General features: G+C 40.5%; 14 protein-coding genes. All 14 read left to right on the top strand.

What is annotated here, in order from left to right:
- The first annotated feature begins 44 nt into the window (after positions 1-44).
- The 14 genes from ABF638_RS10440 (at position 45) to hepA (ending at position 20,362) form a co-directional block, all read left to right on the top strand.
- Positions 45-2,213, top strand: a complete 2,169-nt coding sequence (locus tag ABF638_RS10440) for a tetratricopeptide repeat protein (RefSeq protein ID WP_435022571.1) — start codon at positions 45-47, stop codon at positions 2,211-2,213.
- A gap of 469 nt (positions 2,214-2,682) precedes the next feature.
- A complete protein-coding gene (rfbF, locus tag ABF638_RS10435) occupies positions 2,683-3,456 on the top strand; it encodes a glucose-1-phosphate cytidylyltransferase (protein WP_069071195.1) in 774 nt (257 codons plus the stop codon).
- 110 nt (positions 3,457-3,566) lie between these two features.
- Positions 3,567-4,781, top strand: coding sequence for an L-2-hydroxyglutarate oxidase (gene lhgO, locus ABF638_RS10430; RefSeq protein WP_435022569.1), 1,215 nt, complete (start codon positions 3,567-3,569; stop codon positions 4,779-4,781).
- A gap of 452 nt (positions 4,782-5,233) precedes the next feature.
- Positions 5,234-6,262 carry an NAD-dependent epimerase/dehydratase family protein gene (locus ABF638_RS10425; RefSeq protein ID WP_435022567.1) on the top strand — a complete coding sequence of 343 codons (1,029 nt, stop codon included), beginning with the start codon at positions 5,234-5,236 and terminating at the stop codon, positions 6,260-6,262.
- Positions 6,263-6,522: 260 nt separating this feature from the next.
- Positions 6,523-7,797: a methyltransferase domain-containing protein gene (locus tag ABF638_RS10420; RefSeq protein WP_435022565.1), complete on the top strand. Its 1,275-nt coding sequence runs from the start codon at positions 6,523-6,525 to the stop codon at positions 7,795-7,797.
- A gap of 175 nt (positions 7,798-7,972) precedes the next feature.
- On the top strand, positions 7,973-8,980 hold the full coding sequence (locus ABF638_RS10415; protein ID WP_435022563.1) for a glycosyltransferase family 2 protein: 1,008 nt from the start codon (positions 7,973-7,975) through the stop codon (positions 8,978-8,980).
- A gap of 50 nt (positions 8,981-9,030) precedes the next feature.
- Positions 9,031-9,903, top strand: a complete 873-nt coding sequence (locus ABF638_RS10410) for a phytanoyl-CoA dioxygenase (protein WP_435022561.1) — start codon at positions 9,031-9,033, stop codon at positions 9,901-9,903.
- A gap of 76 nt (positions 9,904-9,979) precedes the next feature.
- Positions 9,980-10,528 carry a dTDP-4-dehydrorhamnose 3,5-epimerase gene (gene rfbC, locus ABF638_RS10405; RefSeq protein ID WP_435022559.1) on the top strand — a complete coding sequence of 183 codons (549 nt, stop codon included), beginning with the start codon at positions 9,980-9,982 and terminating at the stop codon, positions 10,526-10,528.
- 56 nt (positions 10,529-10,584) lie between these two features.
- On the top strand, positions 10,585-11,841 hold the full coding sequence (locus tag ABF638_RS10400; protein WP_435022557.1) for a glycosyltransferase: 1,257 nt from the start codon (positions 10,585-10,587) through the stop codon (positions 11,839-11,841).
- A 110-nt stretch (positions 11,842-11,951) separates the two neighbouring features.
- Complete coding sequence (locus tag ABF638_RS10395) at positions 11,952-13,265, top strand: NAD(P)H-dependent oxidoreductase (RefSeq protein WP_323201872.1); 1,314 nt, start codon at positions 11,952-11,954, stop codon at positions 13,263-13,265.
- 283 nt (positions 13,266-13,548) lie between these two features.
- Positions 13,549-14,649, top strand: coding sequence for a glycosyltransferase (locus tag ABF638_RS10390; protein WP_435022555.1), 1,101 nt, complete (start codon positions 13,549-13,551; stop codon positions 14,647-14,649).
- Between the two features lie 129 nt (positions 14,650-14,778).
- Positions 14,779-17,007 carry a GumC family protein gene (locus ABF638_RS10385; RefSeq protein ID WP_435022553.1) on the top strand — a complete coding sequence of 743 codons (2,229 nt, stop codon included), beginning with the start codon at positions 14,779-14,781 and terminating at the stop codon, positions 17,005-17,007.
- A gap of 688 nt (positions 17,008-17,695) precedes the next feature.
- A complete protein-coding gene (hepC, locus tag ABF638_RS10380; RefSeq protein WP_435022551.1) occupies positions 17,696-18,397 on the top strand; it encodes a heterocyst development glycosyltransferase HepC in 702 nt (233 codons plus the stop codon).
- Positions 18,398-18,511: 114 nt separating this feature from the next.
- The gene (gene hepA, locus ABF638_RS10375) at positions 18,512-20,362 is read left to right on the top strand and encodes a heterocyst formation ABC transporter subunit HepA (RefSeq protein ID WP_435022549.1); all 1,851 of its coding nucleotides are present in this window, start codon (positions 18,512-18,514) and stop codon (positions 20,360-20,362) included.
- Positions 20,363-20,453: the final 91 nt, after the last annotated feature.

Raw genomic sequence — 20,453 nt, 5'->3', positions numbered from 1 at the left:
AGGTTTAACATCTTACAATAACTCCCGTTAGCGGTAATTTCATTATGCAGGTACTACGTTGTTCCCCTAGAAAAGAAATCCTCAGCCTCAATGTCAGTTTGGGGCGTGGCGGTGAAGCTTGTGTTTACACAGTGCCATCCGATAGCAACTTGGTGGCAAAGATTTACCACAAGCCAACCAAAGCCCATGCAGAGAAACTCCAGGCGATGCTGGCCAACCCGCCAGAAAACCCTACAGCTAGTTTGGGGCATATCTCTATCGCTTGGCCAGAGGATTTATTACGGGCAGCAGATGGCAAAAATAGCATCCTGGGCTTTTTGATGCCACGCATTGAGGGGATGCGTCCAATCATCGACTTTTACAACCCTAGAACCCGTCGCCAACACTGCCCCCTATTCAACTATCAGTACCTGCTCCGCACGGCTCGTAACCTGGCGGCGGCTTTTGCCGCTTTGCACGCTAGTGGATATTGTATTGGTGATGTGAACGAGTCGAATATCCTCGTCAGTGACACCGCACTGGTGACTTTGATAGACACAGACTCTTTCCAAGTAACCGACCCAAGCAATAATGTTGTTTATCGCTGCCCAGTGGGTAAACCAGAGTTTACCCCACCAGAACTACAGAATAAAACTTTTGCCCAGCACGATCGCGAAATCTCTCACGATTTATTTGGGTTAGCGGTGCTAGTATTCCAACTCTTAATGGAAGGCACTCACCCATTTTCGGGGATTTTTCAAGGTGCTATTGAGCCACCACCTTACGAAGCCCGGATTGCATCGGGTCATTTCACTTACAGCCAAAAGCGTTACGTACCCTACCTACCGACACCCATTGCACCCCCTTGGGAAATTCTTCATCCCAGCCTACAAGAACTATTTGTCCGTTGTTTTGAAGAGGGTCACAACAACCCACAACTACGTCCCAGTGCCCAGACTTGGCTCTCAGCAATCGCTGAAGCCGAAGATTCTCTGATTACCTGCACGACAAATCCCCAGCATCGCTACAACAACCACATGCGTAGCTGTCCGTGGTGTGAACGTACCGTGCGATTAGGTGGACGCGACCCCTTCCCATCACATCGGGCTATCGAAGCTAGAGAACATCTTCAACCACGAATTAAACCGAGAAAGCATTACACCCAGACACCGCGTTTTCCACAGCGGGCCATGTCGCCCCACCTAACTAATTACTGGCAGCCAGTAATGACTCCCAGCAGTTCATCTTATAAACGTTCCAAGAAGTCAAAACTGTACCCGATTATTTTTTGTTTGATGGGTTTTGGTTTATTGGGATATGCGGACGTAATGATTAAATTTACTCAGCCGTTGGTTTCCCAAAATGCTTACACTCAACAAACATTGAAGTCTCGCCAGACAAATAACAAACTCAGCTTCGCTGATTCCTATCAGCAAGGTTATACAGCTTACAAAGAGCGAGACTATGACAAAGCAATTGCCAGCTTTACCGCAGCAATTGAACAAGAACCTAAACATGCCAGAGCGGTTGTAAATCGTGGCAATGCCCGCTATAACTTGAAAGACTACGAAGGAGCAGTTAAAGATTATAGCCAAGCTCTTACGATCCAGCCCAATCAAATCAAAGCTTTGGTGAATCGGGGCAATGCCCGTTATATGCTCGCCGAATATAGTAACGATCCCGATCTAGAATATAACCTAGCGATCGCAGACTATAATCGGGCCATCGGTCTGGATAATAATGAAATTGAAGCTTATATCAGACGGGGAATTGTCCGCGCCCAAATGGCTAAATACAGCGGTGAATCTCAACAAGAGTACAAAAGAGCGATCAAAGATTTTACTCAGGCAATAAAACTTAACGTATCCAAAGCAGAAGCTTACTTTCAGCGGGGTGTTGTCTTTTATCAAATTGCTCAATATAGCAGCAATTATGAGCAAGAATACAATCAAGCGATCGCTGACTTTAACCAAGCCTTAACTATCAGCCCAAAACTAGCAAAAGCATATCTTAAACGAGGTATGGTTCGTTATGAACTGGCACAATATGGCGGTAGTGAATCTAACAAAAATCAGGCAAAAGCTGTCGAAGATATACAGTCATCTGCCAAAATCTTTCTTGAGCAAGATGATATGGATAATTATCAACAAGCACTCAGTAACATGTGCGTAGTTGTAGAAAACAAATGTGACCCTTTATTCCAAGGCTCAAGTAATAGTGAAAAAACTAACTAGAAACAAGTAAGTTTTATTACTAGGAAATTATCGGTTTTGATTGAGAAAATCAAGCCTGACTAGGGTTAGTGGATGCTAACCCTAGTTATTTTGTAGGTAACATTTTTATTTAATTGAGCCATTTATTTTTATCTTTATAGATATTCATACAGCTTTTATATAGAAAAGATTTTAATTTATATTCCCTTTATAATTTTGCCGGAAATTACAGTTAGATTATTGACGGAGAAAGAGAAATCAGAAATAAATTTTTCTCCACCTAAGTGCATCCTCTTCATGTCGATAAAGTCAACCGATTTTGGATTTTGGATTAAAAGAGTTTTTTGTTACATACCCCACGATGAAACTGGGCATAACAAATCTACTCATAGGCTCGTGACGTTCGATGACTAATCCCAAATTGCAAATCAAAAATCAAAAATTGGCATGGTCAAATAATCATATCCCTATAAATCTCCGAGGTAATTGCATGAAAGCGGTGATTTTGGCTGGAGGACTTGGTACACGCCTCAGTGAAGAAACTAGTATCAGACCCAAGCCGATGGTTGAAATTGGTGGTAAGCCAATTCTCTGGCACATAATGAAAACTTACTCAGCCCACGGCATTAATGATTTCATCATTTGTTGTGGTTACAAAGGTTACATAATTAAAGAGTATTTTGCTAACTACTTTTTACACATGTCAGATGTAACCTTTGATATGCGCTTTAACCAGATGAACGTGCATTCTGGGTATGCTGAACCCTGGCGTGTCACCTTAGTAAATACGGGTGATAATACAATGACAGGCGGACGCTTAAAGCGAATCAGTGAACATCTTGGTAATGAGACTTTTTGCTTTACTTATGGTGATGGTGTAAGTAATATTAATATCACCGAGCTAGTTAAATTTCACAAAGAACAAAATAGCTTAGGAACACTCACAGCCGTTCAACCAGCTGGACGTTTTGGTGCTATTTCTTTAGGATATGAGCAAACTAAAATCACCAGCTTTCGGGAGAAACCTGAAGGTGATGGAGCCTGGATTAATGGCGGTTATTTTGTGTTAGAACCAGAAGTAATTAACTTAATAGCCGATGACTCTACAGTGTGGGAACAAGAGCCATTAGAAAAGCTAGCTGATATGGAACAGCTATCTGCTTTTAAACACGATGGGTTTTGGCAACCAATGGATACTTTACGTGATAAAAACTATCTCGAAGGGCTATGGAAAAACAACCAAGCTCCTTGGAAGGTATGGTAGAAAGAAAGTCAGAAGTCAGGAGTCAGAAGTTAAATGACCAATGACAAATGACCAATGACAAATGACAAATGACAAATAAATTTACTGTAACTTGAAGTGCGATAATACTAATGTATGATTTTGCGATTATAGGTGGGGGAATAGTTGGACTCTCTACAGCGTTAGCTCTAGGAAAACGCTATCCCAATGCGCGTATTTTAGTAGTAGAAAAAGAGAGTCAATGGGCATTTCACCAAACCGGCAATAATAGCGGGGTGATTCATTCTGGTATTTACTACAAGCCAGGTAGTTTCAAAGCTAAATTTTGTCGTGATGGTTCTCGTTCAATGGTAGAATTCTGCCAAGAGCATGGAATTGACCATGAAGTTTGTGGTAAGGTAATTGTCGCAACTGAAGAACAAGAACTACCACGCTTAGAAAATCTCTACCAACGTGGCTTAGACAATGGCATAGAAGTCCAGAGAATCAGCCCCGAAGAAGTTAAGGAAATTGAACCTCACGTAAAATGTGTAGGTGGAATTCGGGTATTTTCAACTGGTATTGTTAATTACAAGCAAGTTTGTTTGAAATACGCCCAGCTAATTCAACAGCAGGGTGGAGATTTACACCTGAATACAAAAGTTCTGAAAATCTCCCCAAGTGGTAAAAATCAGGTATTGCAAACAAACAAGGGTAGCTTTGAAACACGGTTTGTAATTAATTGTACTGGATTGCATAGCGATCGCACCGCCAAACTAGGTCAAGTTGAACCCCAAGCAAAAATTGTCCCATTTCGGGGAGAATACTACGAACTCACTCCAGAAAAACGCTATCTGGTCAAGACACTAATTTATCCAGTACCCAATCCAGATTTTCCCTTCCTGGGTGTCCACTTTACCCGGATGATTGATGGTAGCGTCCATGCAGGGCCAAACGCGGTTCTCTCTCTCAAACGCGAAGGTTACAAAAAAACCGACTTTGACTTACGGGATTTTCTGGAAGTCATCACCTATCCTGGTTTCTGGAAATTGGCAGCTAAACACGCTGATGAAGGCATCCAAGAAATCATTCGTTCCTTTAGTAAAGCTGCCTTCACCAGAAGTTTGCAAAAACTAATTCCCGAAGTCCAAGCAGAAGACTTAGTTCCCACTCATGCAGGAGTTCGCGCTCAAGCCTTAATGAACGATGGCAAGCTTGTAGACGACTTTTTGATTGTTTCCGGTCAAAACTCCATTCATGTTTGCAATGCTCCTTCTCCTGCTGCCACATCTTCTCTAGAAATTGGCAAAGCGCTTGTGGCAGAAATTCCGCAACTTTCGCATCTAGATAGTGTAGTCACTGCATAGATATCATAGTTGTTCTTTCCGGGACTGCTGAATTAAGGCATGAATCTTGTATAGTAGGCATCTTTGTCTGCCTGGAAATACAAGGGACGGGTAAGATACTCATCCCACAAGAAAAAAGTGTAGTGCATCAATTAAGAACCGCTATAGAGTGCTGCTACCCAATGGGTAAGCCTGCAAAGGTTTTAGTAACTACGTAATAACTGTTAGCCGAGTCATATATAGCGCTTCTGGGTTGAAATGACCTAACCCCCAACCCCTTCCCTATAAGGGAAGGGGAGTCAGATTCAAAGCCTCTCTCCTAAGAGGAGAGAGGTTTGGAGAGAGGTCAAGTTATTGCATACAAACGAAAAATATAGCGGTTCCCTTCTAGATGCTACACGCTGTAGGGCACATATCTGTGCGCCCCAAATAAACGAAAAATTTAACTCATCAATACAAAGGCATTAACCACAATGAAAATATTAGTAACTGGCACAGAAGGCTATCTAGGTTCATTATTACCACCTCTGTTAATTGAACGGGGACATGAAGTTATTGGTCTAGATACCGGTTTTTATAAAGTTGGTTGGCTATACAACGCTAATGGGGTGACACCAAAAACCCTCAACAAAGATATCCGCAACATCACCCCTGATGATTTGGAAGGGGTTGAAGCAATAGTTCACATGGCGGAACTCTCCAACGACCCAGCCGGACAATTGGCACCTAATATTACCTACGAAATTAATCATGTAGGTTCAGTTCGCCTAGCTAGTCTGGCTAAGGCTATGGGTGTGCGTCGCTTCGTATATATGTCTTCGTGCAGTGTTTACGGTGTTGCTACCGCAGGTGATGTTACAGAAGAATCCCCAATTAATCCTCAAACAGCCTACGCAGAGTGCAAAACTCTCGTAGAACGAGATGTCAAACCACTCGCTGATGATGACTTCTCTCCCACCTTTATGCGGAATGCAACAGCCTTTGGTGCTTCTCCCAGAATGCGCTTTGATATTGTTTTAAACAACTTAGCAGGGTTGGCATGGACTAGCAAACAAATCAAAATGACCAGTGATGGTACACCTTGGCGGCCATTAGTCCACGCACTGGATATTTGCAAAGCAATAGTCTGCACCTTAGAAGCACCACGGGACATTGTACATAACCAAATCTTCAACGTGGGGGATACAGCAAACAACTATCGCGTTAAAGAAATCGCGGAAATTATTGCTGATGTTTTCCCAGATTGTAAATTATCTTTTGGTGATAACGGTTCAGATAACCGCAGCTATCGGGTATCCTTCGAGAAAATTAACACAATCTTACCCGGATTTAAGTGTGATTGGAATGCCCGACTTGGTGCCCAGCAACTATTTGATTTATTCAGTCAAATACACATGGCTGAAGATACCTTTTTGTTTAGAGGATTTACTCGCTTAAAACAGCTAGAGTATCTGATTCGCACTGAGCAAATTGACCAAGATTTCTTCTGGAATAAAAAGTAGCTAGAGTCCTCTAGTAACAGTGAACAAATAACCTAATACCAATTTTTTATGAAGCTGCATAGAATTCGATCCCCCCTAGCCCCCCTTAATAAAGGGGGAACCGGAAAAACATCTATCAAAGTCCCCCTTTTTAAGGGGGATTTAGGGGGATCAAGATATGTGCAATTTCACATTAAATTGGTATAAGTTTCCGAATCAAATAGGATTGATTCGGGAGCATCCCATCTCTTAAATTATTTGCAATCAGTGAGTTGAAATTTATGGCGATCGCAAAATGTCGTTTTAGTGGTCAACCTCTGCACCAAACCTTTATTGATCTAGGAATGTCACCTTTAGCCAATGCTTATCTTAGAGCAGAACAGCTAAATAATGCCGAAAAGTTTTATCCTCTCCACGCTTATATTTCTGAAGACACTCTCTTAGTTCAATTAGAACAATTTGAAACTCCAGATCATATTTTTAGTGACTATGCTTACTTTTCTTCCTACTCATTAAGTTGGCTAAATCATGCTAAGGCTTACACCAATATGATGGTAGAAAAGTTTGGCTTTAATCATCATAATCAAGTTATTGAAATTGCCAGTAACGACGGCTACCTACTGCAATATTTTTTAGAGAAGGGAATCCCCGTTTTAGGAATAGAACCAGCAGCGAATATAGCCAAAGTTGCTGAAGGTAGAGGCATTCCTTGTATCAACAAGTTTTTTGGAGTTGAAACGGCCAGAGAACTAGTGATACAAGGAAAAGTAGCTGACCTTTTAATCGGTAATAATGTTTTAGCTCATGTACCAGATTTAAACGATTTTATCGCTGGGATGAAACTCATCCTCAAACCCAATGGGATATTGACGATGGAATTTCCTCATATTTTACAACTCATTCAAGAAAATCAGTTTGATACCATTTATCATGAGCATTTTTCTTACTTCTCATTCCTCACTATCGAAAAGATTTTTGCCGCACACAACTTACAGCTTTTTGATGTAGAAGAATTATCAACTCATGGAGGTTCACTCAGAATTTATGCCAAACATGACCACGCTAAGAATCCTAGCATCAGCGACCGAGTTAGCCATTTAAAAGCAAAAGAACTTGCCACTGGACTACATCGCATAGAGACTTACATTACATTTGCTGAAAAAGTCAAACAAACAAAGCACAAGCTATTAAATTTTCTCTTGAAGGCTAAAGCCGAAGGTAAATCAATCGCTGGTTATGGCGCACCAGCTAAAGGTAATACATTGCTCAATTACTGTGGAATTGGGAAAGATTTTATCGATTACACAGTAGATTGTAGCCCCTATAAGCAAGGTCTATTTTTACCTGGAACTCATATTCCCATATTTGAACCAGATAAAATCCGCGAAACTCAACCAGATTATCTCCTAATTTTACCTTGGAATCTCAAGGAGGAAATTATGGAACAAATGGCATTTATTGGTGAATGGGGTGGACAGTTTGTAGTGCCAATTCCTGAAGTCAAAATTTATCCATCTCCTGTTCCGGATAGCCTTTTAATAGCTCGTAATTACTAAAAAGAAGCACGAAAATGCCTTTTATTACTAATTATTTAATTGTCTTCAAAATAGATAGTTTTTAAAAAGCAATTAAAAGGCGTATATCTTTTAAAAATCTGGCTGCCAAACCACAAATAATTAGATCAAGCTGCTGTAAATAGCGATTTTTATTAACTACATCTTTTAATTTAATATGAACAAATTACTTACCATCGCCATTCCTACATTCAATCGTGCTGAATTACTTAATAAACAGTTAGCATGGCTAGCTCAAGCTATCAAAGGTTTTGAAAATGATTGTGAAATTTTAGTTTCTGATAATTGTTCAACAGACAATACTCAGGAGGTAATCCAAAAATGGCAATCAACACTTAGCAACATCACATTTAATTCTAATAAAAATCCTAAAAATTTAGGCGTTGTCAAAAATATTATGTATTGCCTAAATTCTACAACGACAAAATATGTTTGGACAATTGGTGATGATGACCCAATTCAAGACAGAGCCATTGCTTATGTAATTAGCAAACTCAGACAACATGAAGATTTATCATTATTGTTTCTCAACTTTTCTGGCCGGAACCAAATTACTGGTGAACCAGTTCATCCTCCAAAAATTATTGGTAATCGTTGGTTTGATGTAGATAGTGAAGATGGTAAAGGTGATGGTAAAGCTATATTTGAGCATTGTTTTTCAAAAAGTGTTGGTGCAGTCATTTTTCTGACTGCTACAATCTACCGCACTGATTTAGTGAAACGCGCTCTCCAAAATTGGCCAGGTGCTGAGAATAACTGGATATCTTTAGCATATTTAGCCGGATATTGTGCTGCTAATGGTAGTGTAATTGTCACTAAAGAGACTTATTTGGAATGTGTTGTTGGTGTGAGTTATTGGCAGAAAGAACCAAAATCTGCTCTTTTAATGCAATACAAACACATACCCGAAGTGATTTTGAAACTGGAAGAGAATGGATATTCTAAGCAGTTTTGCAGACGGATGCTGTTGCAAAACGGTAAAGAAGTTAACTTGAAAGTTTTCTTGGGTGCTTTAAGAAGATGGCCAATGTCCGCGATTAAGACAGTAGTTCCATTCTTAGCTTTAGTTAGCTTATGTGCTTTGGATGTGATGGTTTTTAAAGAGTTTGGGTTAGCAGAATCAAGCGAAATCTCTACTCAAGAAATACGGGGTTATAAGCCATAAGCTATTAAAAAACTGATAAAAATACATCTGAGCTAGAAGGAATTTACGTCATGTTTAGTGCAATTAAACGCAAAATATCTACACTGTCTTCTGACTTTAAATACTACGTAGCCCGTTGGAAGCATAGCAGAAATCTGCCAGCATTAGAAGGAAGCGATGTCTACGACGGGCTACGCCTACGCAACATCCTTAATGCTCTCAAAAAAGATGGTGTTTACGTCACAACACTGGCAGATTTAGGGTTAAACTCTACCTCCGAACTGCTCAAAGCTGCTTACCATCAATTGTCTCAGATGGAAAATCCCAACAACGACCATCTAGACGAAAGGTTACCACAAATTTACACAGTTACAGGTTTACCAGAATTTTATGCTTGGGGAATCGAGAAAAGACTGGTCAACATAATCGAAAATTATATCGGTCTTCCGATAGCTTTTCATGGTGTACATTTACGCAAAGATTTTAAAAGTAAACATCAGTTTGGAACGCTCCTATGGCATAGTGATGCAGAAGACCGCCGCATTATCAAAATCTTTATTTACTTAAATGACGTAGAAGAAAAAACTGGGCCTTTTGAATATATTCCCCGCTCTTTAACTCCCTTATTTAGCTGGAAATATTTTCAACTTTACTACAAGCTTTATAAGTCAAGATATATGGGTATCGATGACGAAGAAGTAAAAGCAGTCATCCCCAAATCAGCTTGGAAATCCTGTCCCGGCCCAGCAGGTACAGTCATTATTGTAGATACGAAAAATGTTTTGCATCACGGCACAATTCGCATAGAAGACAGGTCAACACTATTCTTTTGTTACACCGCTAATCCCCCCGAACGACCAGACCTTTGTACCCAATATTGGGATGATACATATCCCAGAGCAGAATTACGATCTTCATCAGATGTAGTTCAAGTTCCGAATTAGTATCCTTTTTTAGGTTACTCAATCCACCTTCATTACTGTTATTTTCTGTACTAAACATTCATCATAGAGGAATCACATGATTTTCACCGAAACTGCACTTAAAGACGCATTTATTATTGATTTAGAAGAAAAACCAGACCACCGTGGTTTTTTTGCTCGATCTTTCTGCGCTCAAGAATTTGAGGCACACGGATTAAAGCCAACAGTTGCCCAATGCAACCTATCTTTTAACTACAAAAAAGGCACTATTCGGGGAATGCACTATCAAATCCTGCCAGCAGCCGAAACAAAATTAATTCGCTGTACGAAAGGCGCAATCTATGACGTAATTATTGATATGCGTCCTGAATCTCCTACTTTTTTATCACACATCGGTGTAGAACTAACTCCAGAAAATCGCCGCGCCTTGTATGTTCCAGAAATGTTTGCTCACGGCTATCAAGCACTCACAGATGAAACCGAGGTTGTATATCAAGTGGGTGAATTTTACACGCCAGGGTATGAAAAAGGTTTACGTTATGATGACCCATTCTTTGAGATTAATTGGCCTCTAGATGTAACTGAAATTTCCGAAAAAGATTTAAATTGGCCTCTGTTGAGAATGATGACTGTTGGAGCAAAATAGCTGTTTGAAAGTTGCAAATACTCTTTGTTTAACTTCACAATTACAAGAGGTATCAAATGCCAAATAATACTCTATCCCATCTGACTACTTCTATCAATTCGTTGTTAAAAAAAGTAGTAAATCGCATTAATTACATCAAAGGCTTAAAGATTGTTTCACTCAAACCAAACCAGCCTTCCAGAGGGAATGTACTTTTTTCTTACCGGATTGAGCCATTCTTGTTAAAAGCTGGTCAGCCCATACCCCACGACCACACTTGGTACTGGGAGGTTTGGCGGATGGTGCAAACATTTTTGGATCTTGGTTATAACGTTGATGTTATTCAGTTCTACAATGATGAATTCGTTCCTGAAAAACATTATTCATTTTTCATTGATGTCCGTCATCGGATGCAAGAACTAGCACCAAAACTCAATAAAGATTGTGTGAAAATTTTCCACGTTGATATTGCTAATATGGTGTTTCGTAATGCGGCTGAATGTCATAGACATTTAGAACTACAACAACGGCGAGGGATTACTCTCTGTCCACAGCGATATGAAGTGCCTAATTTGGGAATTGAATATGCCGACTATGGCATAGTTTTAGGTAATGAATTTACCATCAATACCTTCAAATACGCGAATAAACCGATTTATCGTGTACCGCTTTCTAATCCTACTGTCTATCCTTGGCCAGAACAAAAAGATTTTGAAGCCGTAAGAAAGCATTTTTTATGGTTTGCTAGTCACGGGTTTGTTCATAAAGGTCTGGATTTAGTTTTAGAAGCATTTGCACAAATGCCAGACTTTCATTTAACAGTTTGTGGGCCAATTAAGCAGGAACCAGAATTTGAGCAAGCTTTCTATCAAGAGCTTTACGAAACACCAAACATCCATACTTATGGTTGGATTGATGTTACTAGCCCTGAGTTTATAGAAGTTACCAATAGTTGTATTGGTACTGTGTTAGTTTCAGCAGCAGAAGGTGGAGCCGGCAGCGTTATCACTTGTATGCATACAGGATTAATCCCGATAGTCAATTACGAAACTAGCGTTAATGTCCATGAGAATTACGGTGTCCTATTAAATAATTCTTCGATCGCAGAAATTCAAGCGGCAGTTAGAAGAATTTCTAATTTGCCTATAGAAGACCTGAAAAGTATGTCTCGAAAGGCGTGGGAATATGTAAGAGCAAATCATACTAAAGAGAACTTTGCCCAAGTATACCGAAATACTATAGAGCAAATTATCGAAAACCACAGCCAGAAAAAGCAGACATCTAGCAAACAACTGGTTAGTAGCGATGCCTCCGGCGGGCTACGCCTACGCTAACACCAATTAACTATGAAAATGTACTTAATATTTAGTTGTAACGAATTATTGAGTGCAAGTTTATAGAGGATTTGTATCACAACCAACAGTTCCAAAAAGGAGTTTAGTTCATGATTATTATCGATCGCGCCTTACAAGCCCGTGCAGCAGCAGGAAATCCTATCAAAGTAGGAATGATCGGTGCTGGTTTCATGGGTCGAGGAATTGCCAACCAAATTGTCAATTCAGTGCCAGGAATGGAGTTAGTTGCTATCTCCAATCGCAAGATTGACGCAGCCAAACAAGCTTATTCGGAAGCAGGAATTGAAGATATTCAAGTTGTTGCAACTGTCAGCGAATTAGAAGATGCGATCGCTAACGGTAAGTATGCAGTCACAGAAGACGCAAAATTACTGTGTCGGGCTGAGGGCATCGATGCATTAATCGAAGTCACAGGTGCAGTGGAATTTGGCGCTCAGATCGTTATGGAAGCGATCGCCCATTGCAAACATGTGATCATGATGAATGCCGAACTCGACGGCACCATTGGCCCCATCCTGAAAGTGTATGCCGACAAAGCTGGCGTCATTCTCAGCGCTTGTGATGGCGATCAGCCAGGGGTGCAAATGAACCTTTACCGCTTTGTCAAAAGCATTGGTTTAACTCCCTTATTGTGCGGTAACATTAAAGGACTCCAAGACCCCTATCGCAATCCCACCACCCAGGAAGGATTTGCTAAACGTTGGGGTCAAAAGCCCCACATGGTGGCTAGCTTCGCCGACGGAACCAAAATTTCCTTCGAGCAAGCGATCGTAGCCAATGCCACAGGGATGAAAGTCGCCAAACGGGGAATGTTGGGATATGACTTCAGCGGTCATGTCGATGAAATGACCCAGTTATATGATGTTGAACAACTCAAAGAACTAGGCGGCATTGTCGATTATGTAGTTGGAGCAAAACCAGGCCCAGGCGTATATGTATTTGCCACTCACGACGACCCCAAGCAACAGCACTATCTCAACTTATACAAATTAGGCGAAGGCCCTCTTTACAGCTTCTATACTCCTTATCACCTCTGTCATTTTGAAGTTCCCCTGTCCGTAGCGCGTGCTGTCCTATTCGGTGATGCCGTTATGTCTCCACTAGCAGGCCCGCTAGTAGATGTTGTCACCACCGCCAAAATCGACCTGAAAGCAGGAGAAACCCTGGATGGCATCGGTTACTACATGACCTACGGACAATGTGAGAATTCCAATATCGTCCAACAGCAAAATCTCCTACCAATCGGTTTAGCCGAAGGATGTCGCCTAAAACGGGATATTTCTAAGGATCAAGTCCTCACTTACGAGGATGTAGAATTACCTGAAGGTAGACTTTGCGACCAACTACGAACTGAGCAAAACAACTATTTCGCCTCAGAAAAAATCTTGGTAGCAGTTGGGTAATAGCGACAAATGAATTGGCTGTAGGGGCGTACAGCTGTACGCCCCTTACGTTTCGGAAAGATCCCCCCGCCTGCGGCGACCCCCTTAAAAAGGGGGTGAAAATTAAAAAAGCCCCCCTTTTAAGGGGGGTTGGGGGGATCTCCGAGGCCCCTACCAACGTATGTATTTGTCGCCAGAATTTCGTGAAGAGGATAAGAAGTTATACTGCTGAACATTAAAGTTGTTGATAATAATTTGCTGGGGAGCGTTGAAACAAACCTGATCGAAACTTTAGGTTAAATTCATGAAAATTGCTCTAGTCCACGATTATTTAACCCAGCGAGGTGGGGCAGAGCGTGTGTTTGAACTGCTTTGTAAGCGCTATCCTGAAGCAGATATTTTCACATCTCTGTACGATCCACAAAAAACTATCGATCTAGGCGATCGCGTAGTCAACACAACTTTCTTGCAAAAGATTCCTGGTGCAGCAAAATATTTTAGGTCGATGGCTCCTTTATATTTTCCTGCCTTTCGTGCCTTGGATCTACAAGACTACGATCTAATTATTAGTAGTAGCACCAGCTTCGCCAAAGCCGTGCGAAAAAATCCCAATGCCCGCCACATTTGCTTTTGCCATAACGTCACCCGTTTCTTATGGGATACAGCAACTTATTTAAGAGAGTACGGAGACTATAGATATTTTGCTCCTTTAATAGAACAAGTATTTCAAGTAATGAGAAAGGTAGACCTGAAATATGCCCAGGAGCCTGATCTTTACATTGCTAATTCTAGTGTTGTTGCCCGCCGTATTGAAAATATTTATGGCAAAAAGGCAATGATGGTAAACTATCCAATTGATACTAGTAAATTTCTTTTTTCAGATATAAAAGATGAATATTATCTGGCCTCCGCTCGGATGATCAGTTATAAGCGACTTGATATAATAGTCGAAGCTTTTAATTGGTTGGGGTGGCGGTTATTAATATCTGGTGATGGCCCAGAACAAGCACGGTTAAAATCCAAAGCATTACAAAATATTGTGTTCTTAGGACACGTAAGTGATAGAACCCGCAAAGACTTGTTTTCCAAAGCCAAGTCTATTATTGTCGCAGCCCTAGAAGATTATGGATTAGTTCCAGTAGAGGCTAATGCTAGCGGCACGCCAGTCATTGCTTATGGAGCAGGTGGAGTATTAGATACTCAAATTCCAGGTGAAACAGGAGTCTTTTTCAAAAGACAAACACCCGAATCTCTACAAATTGCATTACTAGAAGCTAATGGCATTTCTTGGGATTACGATCGCATCCGTAATCATGCAGTAGCAAACTTTTCAGAGAATGCATTCTTTAGTAAAGTTGAGCAAATTATTAACCAAGCTTGTGGTGTGCATCAAATATTCATTTGATTTCTGAATCTCTTTCCACTATAAGATTACCTATTGATTTTTCTCTCTCCTCCTTTGCGGGTTATTAAAAAAAATAGGTATTCTTCGGAGAATCTCTTAGCGTAAGTCTTGAAGACAAGGATAATAAAAGTGGTTCAAACTAGTCTAAATCCTCAAATAAGTCCAGCTTCTGAAACTGAACCAAGTTACGGACAAATGTTTGCCGTATTTATGCGGAGATTTCCTTGGTTCTTAGCAGTATTTATTGCTTCTATTGCTATTGCAAGTATGGTAACTTTAAAAACCAAACCTACTTATAAAAGCTCAATGCAATTGCTAGTAGAACCTAACTATCAAGGTAAGAAAGAAGGTGCAGGTTTAGACAACCAGTTTACTGACTCAAATGTGTTCATAGATACTGCTACACAGCTTAACTTGATGCAGAGTTCGGGACTCATCCAAAAAGCAGTTGATAAACTTCAGTCTGACTATCCAGATATAAGTGCAGCTGAGATTAAAGCTTCTTTGGTCTTAACTCAATTAAGAAGCAAAGAAGATAATATTGCTACTAAAATCTTTCAAGTTGAATACACCGCTGGAGATCCAGAAAAAACACAAAAAGTTCTGGGTGCTATTCGACAAGTTTATGTGGAATATAACAAACAGCAACAGAGTTCGCGTTTGCAAAAAGGTTTGCAAATCATCAGGGAACAGTTAAGTAAAGCGAGTGAAGAAGTAAACGCGGCTGAAACAAATTTACAAAGGTTTCGTAGAAATCAGAACTTAATTGATCCAGAGTCACAGGCGAAAGCTATTGAGACAGCTTTGAACAATATTGGCCAAGAAAGACAGACAACTCGCGCCCAATATGGAGAAGCTTTAGCACGCCAAAAATCTTTAGAAGAACAACTTAATCGTTCTCCCCAAAATGCTCTAGTTGCTTCTCGTCTGAGTCAGTCTACTCGCTACCAAAGCTTACTCAACGAAATCCAAAAAACTGAACTAGCACTAGCACAGGAACGTTTACGTTTTACAGATCAAACTCCGAGTGTGCAAAAGCTCAAAGAACAGCTTCAGGGTCAGAAGGAATTATTACAACAAGAAGTAGGAAGAACTTTAGGCGGAAAGTCTGCTGGTGCTTTCACTTCTGGAGACTCTCTTCTCGAACGAGGACAACTCGGTGAAATTGATCTCAGCCTTGCCGGTCAGTTAGTGGAAACGCAGACTAATATAGTTGCCTTAACTGCTCGCGATCAAACTTTAGTTCAGAAAGAAAACGAACTACGTTTGGAAATTAAACGTTTCCCGCCTCTGTTGGCTTATTACAATCGGATGCTACCGCAGTTGCAATTTAGTCGTGAAAGATTAGAACAACTTTTAAGGGCAGAACAGCAATTGCGGCAAGAACTTTCCAAGGGTGGATTTAATTGGGAAGTAGTGGAAGATCCCCAACAGGGAACACAATTAGGCCCCAATCTTCAGCAGAATTTGCTGTTAGGTGCTGTGGTTGGGTTAATGTTAGGAGGCATTGCTGCCTTTATTCGGGAATCGGCTGATGATGCAGTTCACACCACTGCTGAGTTGGAGAAGCAAATGGCTATGCCGTTGTTGGGAACAACTCCCAAATTACCGCCAGCCAAACCCAGAGAATCAATGATCAAGTTGCCTTTTGGCAAACCAGAAGTTCTTGCCCCCTGGACGATTCAGGTATTGCAATCTCCACCGCGTTGGGAATCGCTGGATCTGATTTACAAAAACATTGAACTTTTAAATACTGTTACTAGCTTAAAATCTTTGATGATCACCTCGGCTTTAGCCGATGAGGGTAAATCAGCTTTGGCGTTGGGTTTGGCGATGAGTGCTGCCCGTTTACACAAAAGGGTGTTACTGATTGATGCCAATTTACGCGATCCCAGTCTACACCACCAACTGAATCTTCCTAATGAGCAGGGGCTTTCAACTCTATTGGCGAGTGATGCAAGTCTACCCAACCAGATTAGTCTGCAATACTCAGGTTCCGCCTACATCGATATTTTGACCGCCGGCCCCAAACCTGCTGACCCAGCTAATCTGTTGAGTTCCCCTCGGATGATGCAACTAATGGCAGCATTTGAGGAAAACTATGATTTGGTACTGATAGATGCTCCCCCAGTTCTCGGCTTGGTGGATGCTATGCTTACCGCCTCATCTTGTCGTAGCGTGGTTATGGTAGCAAGCATTGGTATTGTGACGCGGAGTCAGCTTAATCAAGCTACAGCCATGCTGAGTAAGTTAAATCTGATTGGGGTTGTAGCTAATGGGGTATCAAACTCTAGCAGTAATTACGTACCTTATATTAAACAACAGCAATTAGCCCTGCGACAAGCTGTAGAAAAGTAATTTGTAATTTCTCGTTTCTAGCCTCTGGCTGGAAATGCTGCTCAAAAGCGGCTCTGCCGCGAGTAAGGGAGGCGGAGCCTCTAGGATGGCATTCCCAGTCGGAGACTGGGAACGAGGTAAAGACTGATTTAGGTAGGGGCAATTCATGAATTGTCCCTACATTTTTATGACCAAAATTTAATTTTATTGCTATCAGGAAGATTTCAGTATATTTATGCTATCTTTATGGGTTTTCAGAGAAATCACTGGCTCTTTAAAGAGTAAATAAAGAATTTATTTGAGCGATCGCTATTTCTACATAGTCTTATATTCTAGAGATTAAAGCACCTTCATAAAGGCTAGAAGACAAGAGTGGACTGGTTTTGGTAAATCTATCGACACAAGAAACACCTCAGTACGATTAAACGTATATATAGATTTATGGGTAATTTCCCTCTACACATTTCTACTTTCAGTAGTTACCGGAAAAATACCAATTACCCATGAATATTGATAGTAACGTTGATTTGTACACCTCTACACCAGCAGAATTCTGCATGATGTGTGCTTGGCTGAGTGGCAAATAGCAATAGCATATTTTTGCCCTCAATCTTTTTGGACTGACAACAAGATTCGGATTTGGGTCTTTGGCATTGATAGCCTTTGATAACGCCTCAGTAATTCACTCCTGTATAAACCCAAAGACATTATGACAACTTCAATAATTCCAACTCTACAGAATTTATATGATGTAACCCAGGAAAACCAAGATAATCGTGGGTACTGCACACTCCAATGGCGGCGCGGGAAGCTGTTGGTGAAGGTGCCTGGAAAAGTTAAACAACCATATCTGCCTGCATTAGATAGTAAGCGATCGCTAGTAGAATGCTTACAACATTCTCCTGTAAGTTTGGTAAGCATAGATCCAAAGCTGGGTGAAGCTTCGCTCCGGTTTTGGGCAGATGCATGTGAAGAAGCTCAAAAGCCAATATTCCTCAGCATACCCACTGGCAAAAAACTACCCTTCAGACAGTTGCAGCGACTAATTGATTGGATTGCTGCTTTAGGGTTGCTGCTATTACTGAGTCCAGTAATGCTGGGATTGATTGTGTTGATGCAGGTTTACTCACCAGGATCACTTTTTTGTCATGAATGGCGTGTTGGAGAACGGGGTAAACTCTTTCAAGCGATGAGTTTTTGCACGTACAACACCACACCACTAGAGCGTTGGATGGGCAAATACAATCTCAATAATCTGCCACAGTTATTTAACGTGCTGCGGGGTGACATGAGTTTAACCGGCTCTCGTTGTTGGACTTTAGAAGATGCAGTACAGCTAAATAAACTACCAACTTCATGGGAAGTAGAGGCACAGTCTCACCTGTTACATCTGGATAGCCAAACCCTGTAATTTATCTGTGCGGTAATTGATGATTTCATCTACCGCACTGAGGCTAAAGCAAAAATTGGTTGCGTAGCATCTATAGCGGTCTATCTACTTTGCCAAACTATTATTATAAAATTCATGCATTCCCAACTTCCTCAACAATTCCGTAATCTGCTCAAAGCTACCAGCTTTTGGCAAGAAAACTATTTGATATTGCGAGAATTTAAACATTTTCGCAAAATTGCAATTTTAGCTCTGATATTTTCGATTTTGGCGGCAACTTTTGAAGGTGTGAGTATTGGTTTCTTACTTTCATTTTTGCAAAGTTTAACCAGCCCTAATGCTCAACCTGTCCAAACAGGAATAGAATGGTTTGATATTTGGATTTTAGGAGCCAAGACATCAGCAATTAATCGCCTCTACCGCGTATCTTTGCTGATTTTATTGAGTACTTGGTTACGTGCCACCTTCAATTATTTTTCTCAAGTCTATACTGAATTATCTCAACTACATCTTGCCGACCGCTTACGTAAGCAAATTTTTGAACAGTTACAATCTTTATCGCTGAGTTACTTTGCCAAAACTCGTTCTGGTGAACTAATTAACACAATTACCACAGAAATCGAAAAGATCAGACAGGGTTTCAGTGGCGGTGCTTTTTTAGTAACAAGAGGATTGACAACTATTGTCTACTTGATATCAATGTTTTTGATATCATGGCAACTGACGCTAATTTCAGCATTACTATTTACACTTTTAGGTGTGGGGTTGTCTAATCTGAACGCTAGAGTCAGAGAATCAAGTTTTGGGATGACAACTGCTAATGCTAATTTTACATCAACAGCCATAGAATTTATTAATGGTATTCGGACTGTTCACACCTGCGGTACTCAAGAATTTGAGCGTCAACGTTACTACAAAGCTAGCGACAAAGTAATAAGTTCTACAACAAAAGTTGTATTCACTTGGACACTTGTGAAGCCTATTGCCGAAGGGGTAGCGACTACAGTATTGGTGGGAATGATTATTTTGGCTTTCACTAGCCTTGTTACCAATGGAACACTACAAGTTGCTTCTTTGCTAACCTTTTTCTTTGTGTTATTTCGCTTTATTCCCTTCGTTCAAGATATCAATGGAACGAGAGCATATCTCAGTACCTTACATGGTTCGGCAGACAATGTTAAAAAGCTGTTGACAACGGAGGAAAAATATTACTTTAAAAATGGCAAAGTTCAGTTTACTGGTTTAAAAAGATCAATAGATTTAGTATCTGTAGATTTTGGTTATGATGATCAAAATCTAGTGCTGCATAATATTACCCTGACTATAGAAAAGGGAAAAATGACAGCATTAGTCGGAGCATCTGGTGCTGGTAAAACAACTCTTGCGGATTTAATACCAAGATTTTATAATGCTACAGATGGATATCTGTATATTGATGAAATTGATATCCAGCAGTTTGAAATTAACTCTCTACGTCGCAAAATAGCTGTTGTTAGTCAAGATACTTTTATCTTCAATACTAATGTTTGGGAGAATATTTCTTACGGAAGTCCAGAAGCGACTAATGAGGAAATTCAAGAAGCGGCTAAACTAGCGAATGCACTAGAATTTATTTTAGAAATGCCCGAAGGTTTTAACACTCAATTAGGAGATAGGGGTGTTAGATTATCTGGAGGACAAAGACAGCGAATTGCTATTGCACGAGCTTTACTAAGGAACCCAGAAATTTTGATTTTGGATGAAGCAACTAGTGCTTTAGATTCGCTATCTGAGCGCTTAATTCAAGATTCATTAGAAAAGCTATCTGTTGGTAAAACAGTAATTGCGATCGCTCACCGTCTTTCTACCATTTCTAAAGCAGATAAAGTTGTAGTTTTAGAACAGGGACGGATAGTAGAACAAGGTAAATATCAAGAACTTTTGGAACTCAAAGGTAAGCTTTGGAAATATCATCAAATGCAGTATGAAGTAAGACAATCGGATTAAAAGCAATATCCGATTACCCAAAGACTTACAACCTATAAATCGGCTGTATATTTCTACAGCCGTATGCCCCTAAGTAAGTAGTCGAGAATAA

The sequence above is a fragment of the Nostoc sp. CALU 1950 genome (genome assembly GCF_051172895.1).
GTDB lineage: Bacteria > Cyanobacteriota > Cyanobacteriia > Cyanobacteriales > Nostocaceae > Nostoc > Nostoc edaphicum_A.
This window is presented reverse-complemented; position numbering and strand designations above follow the sequence as displayed.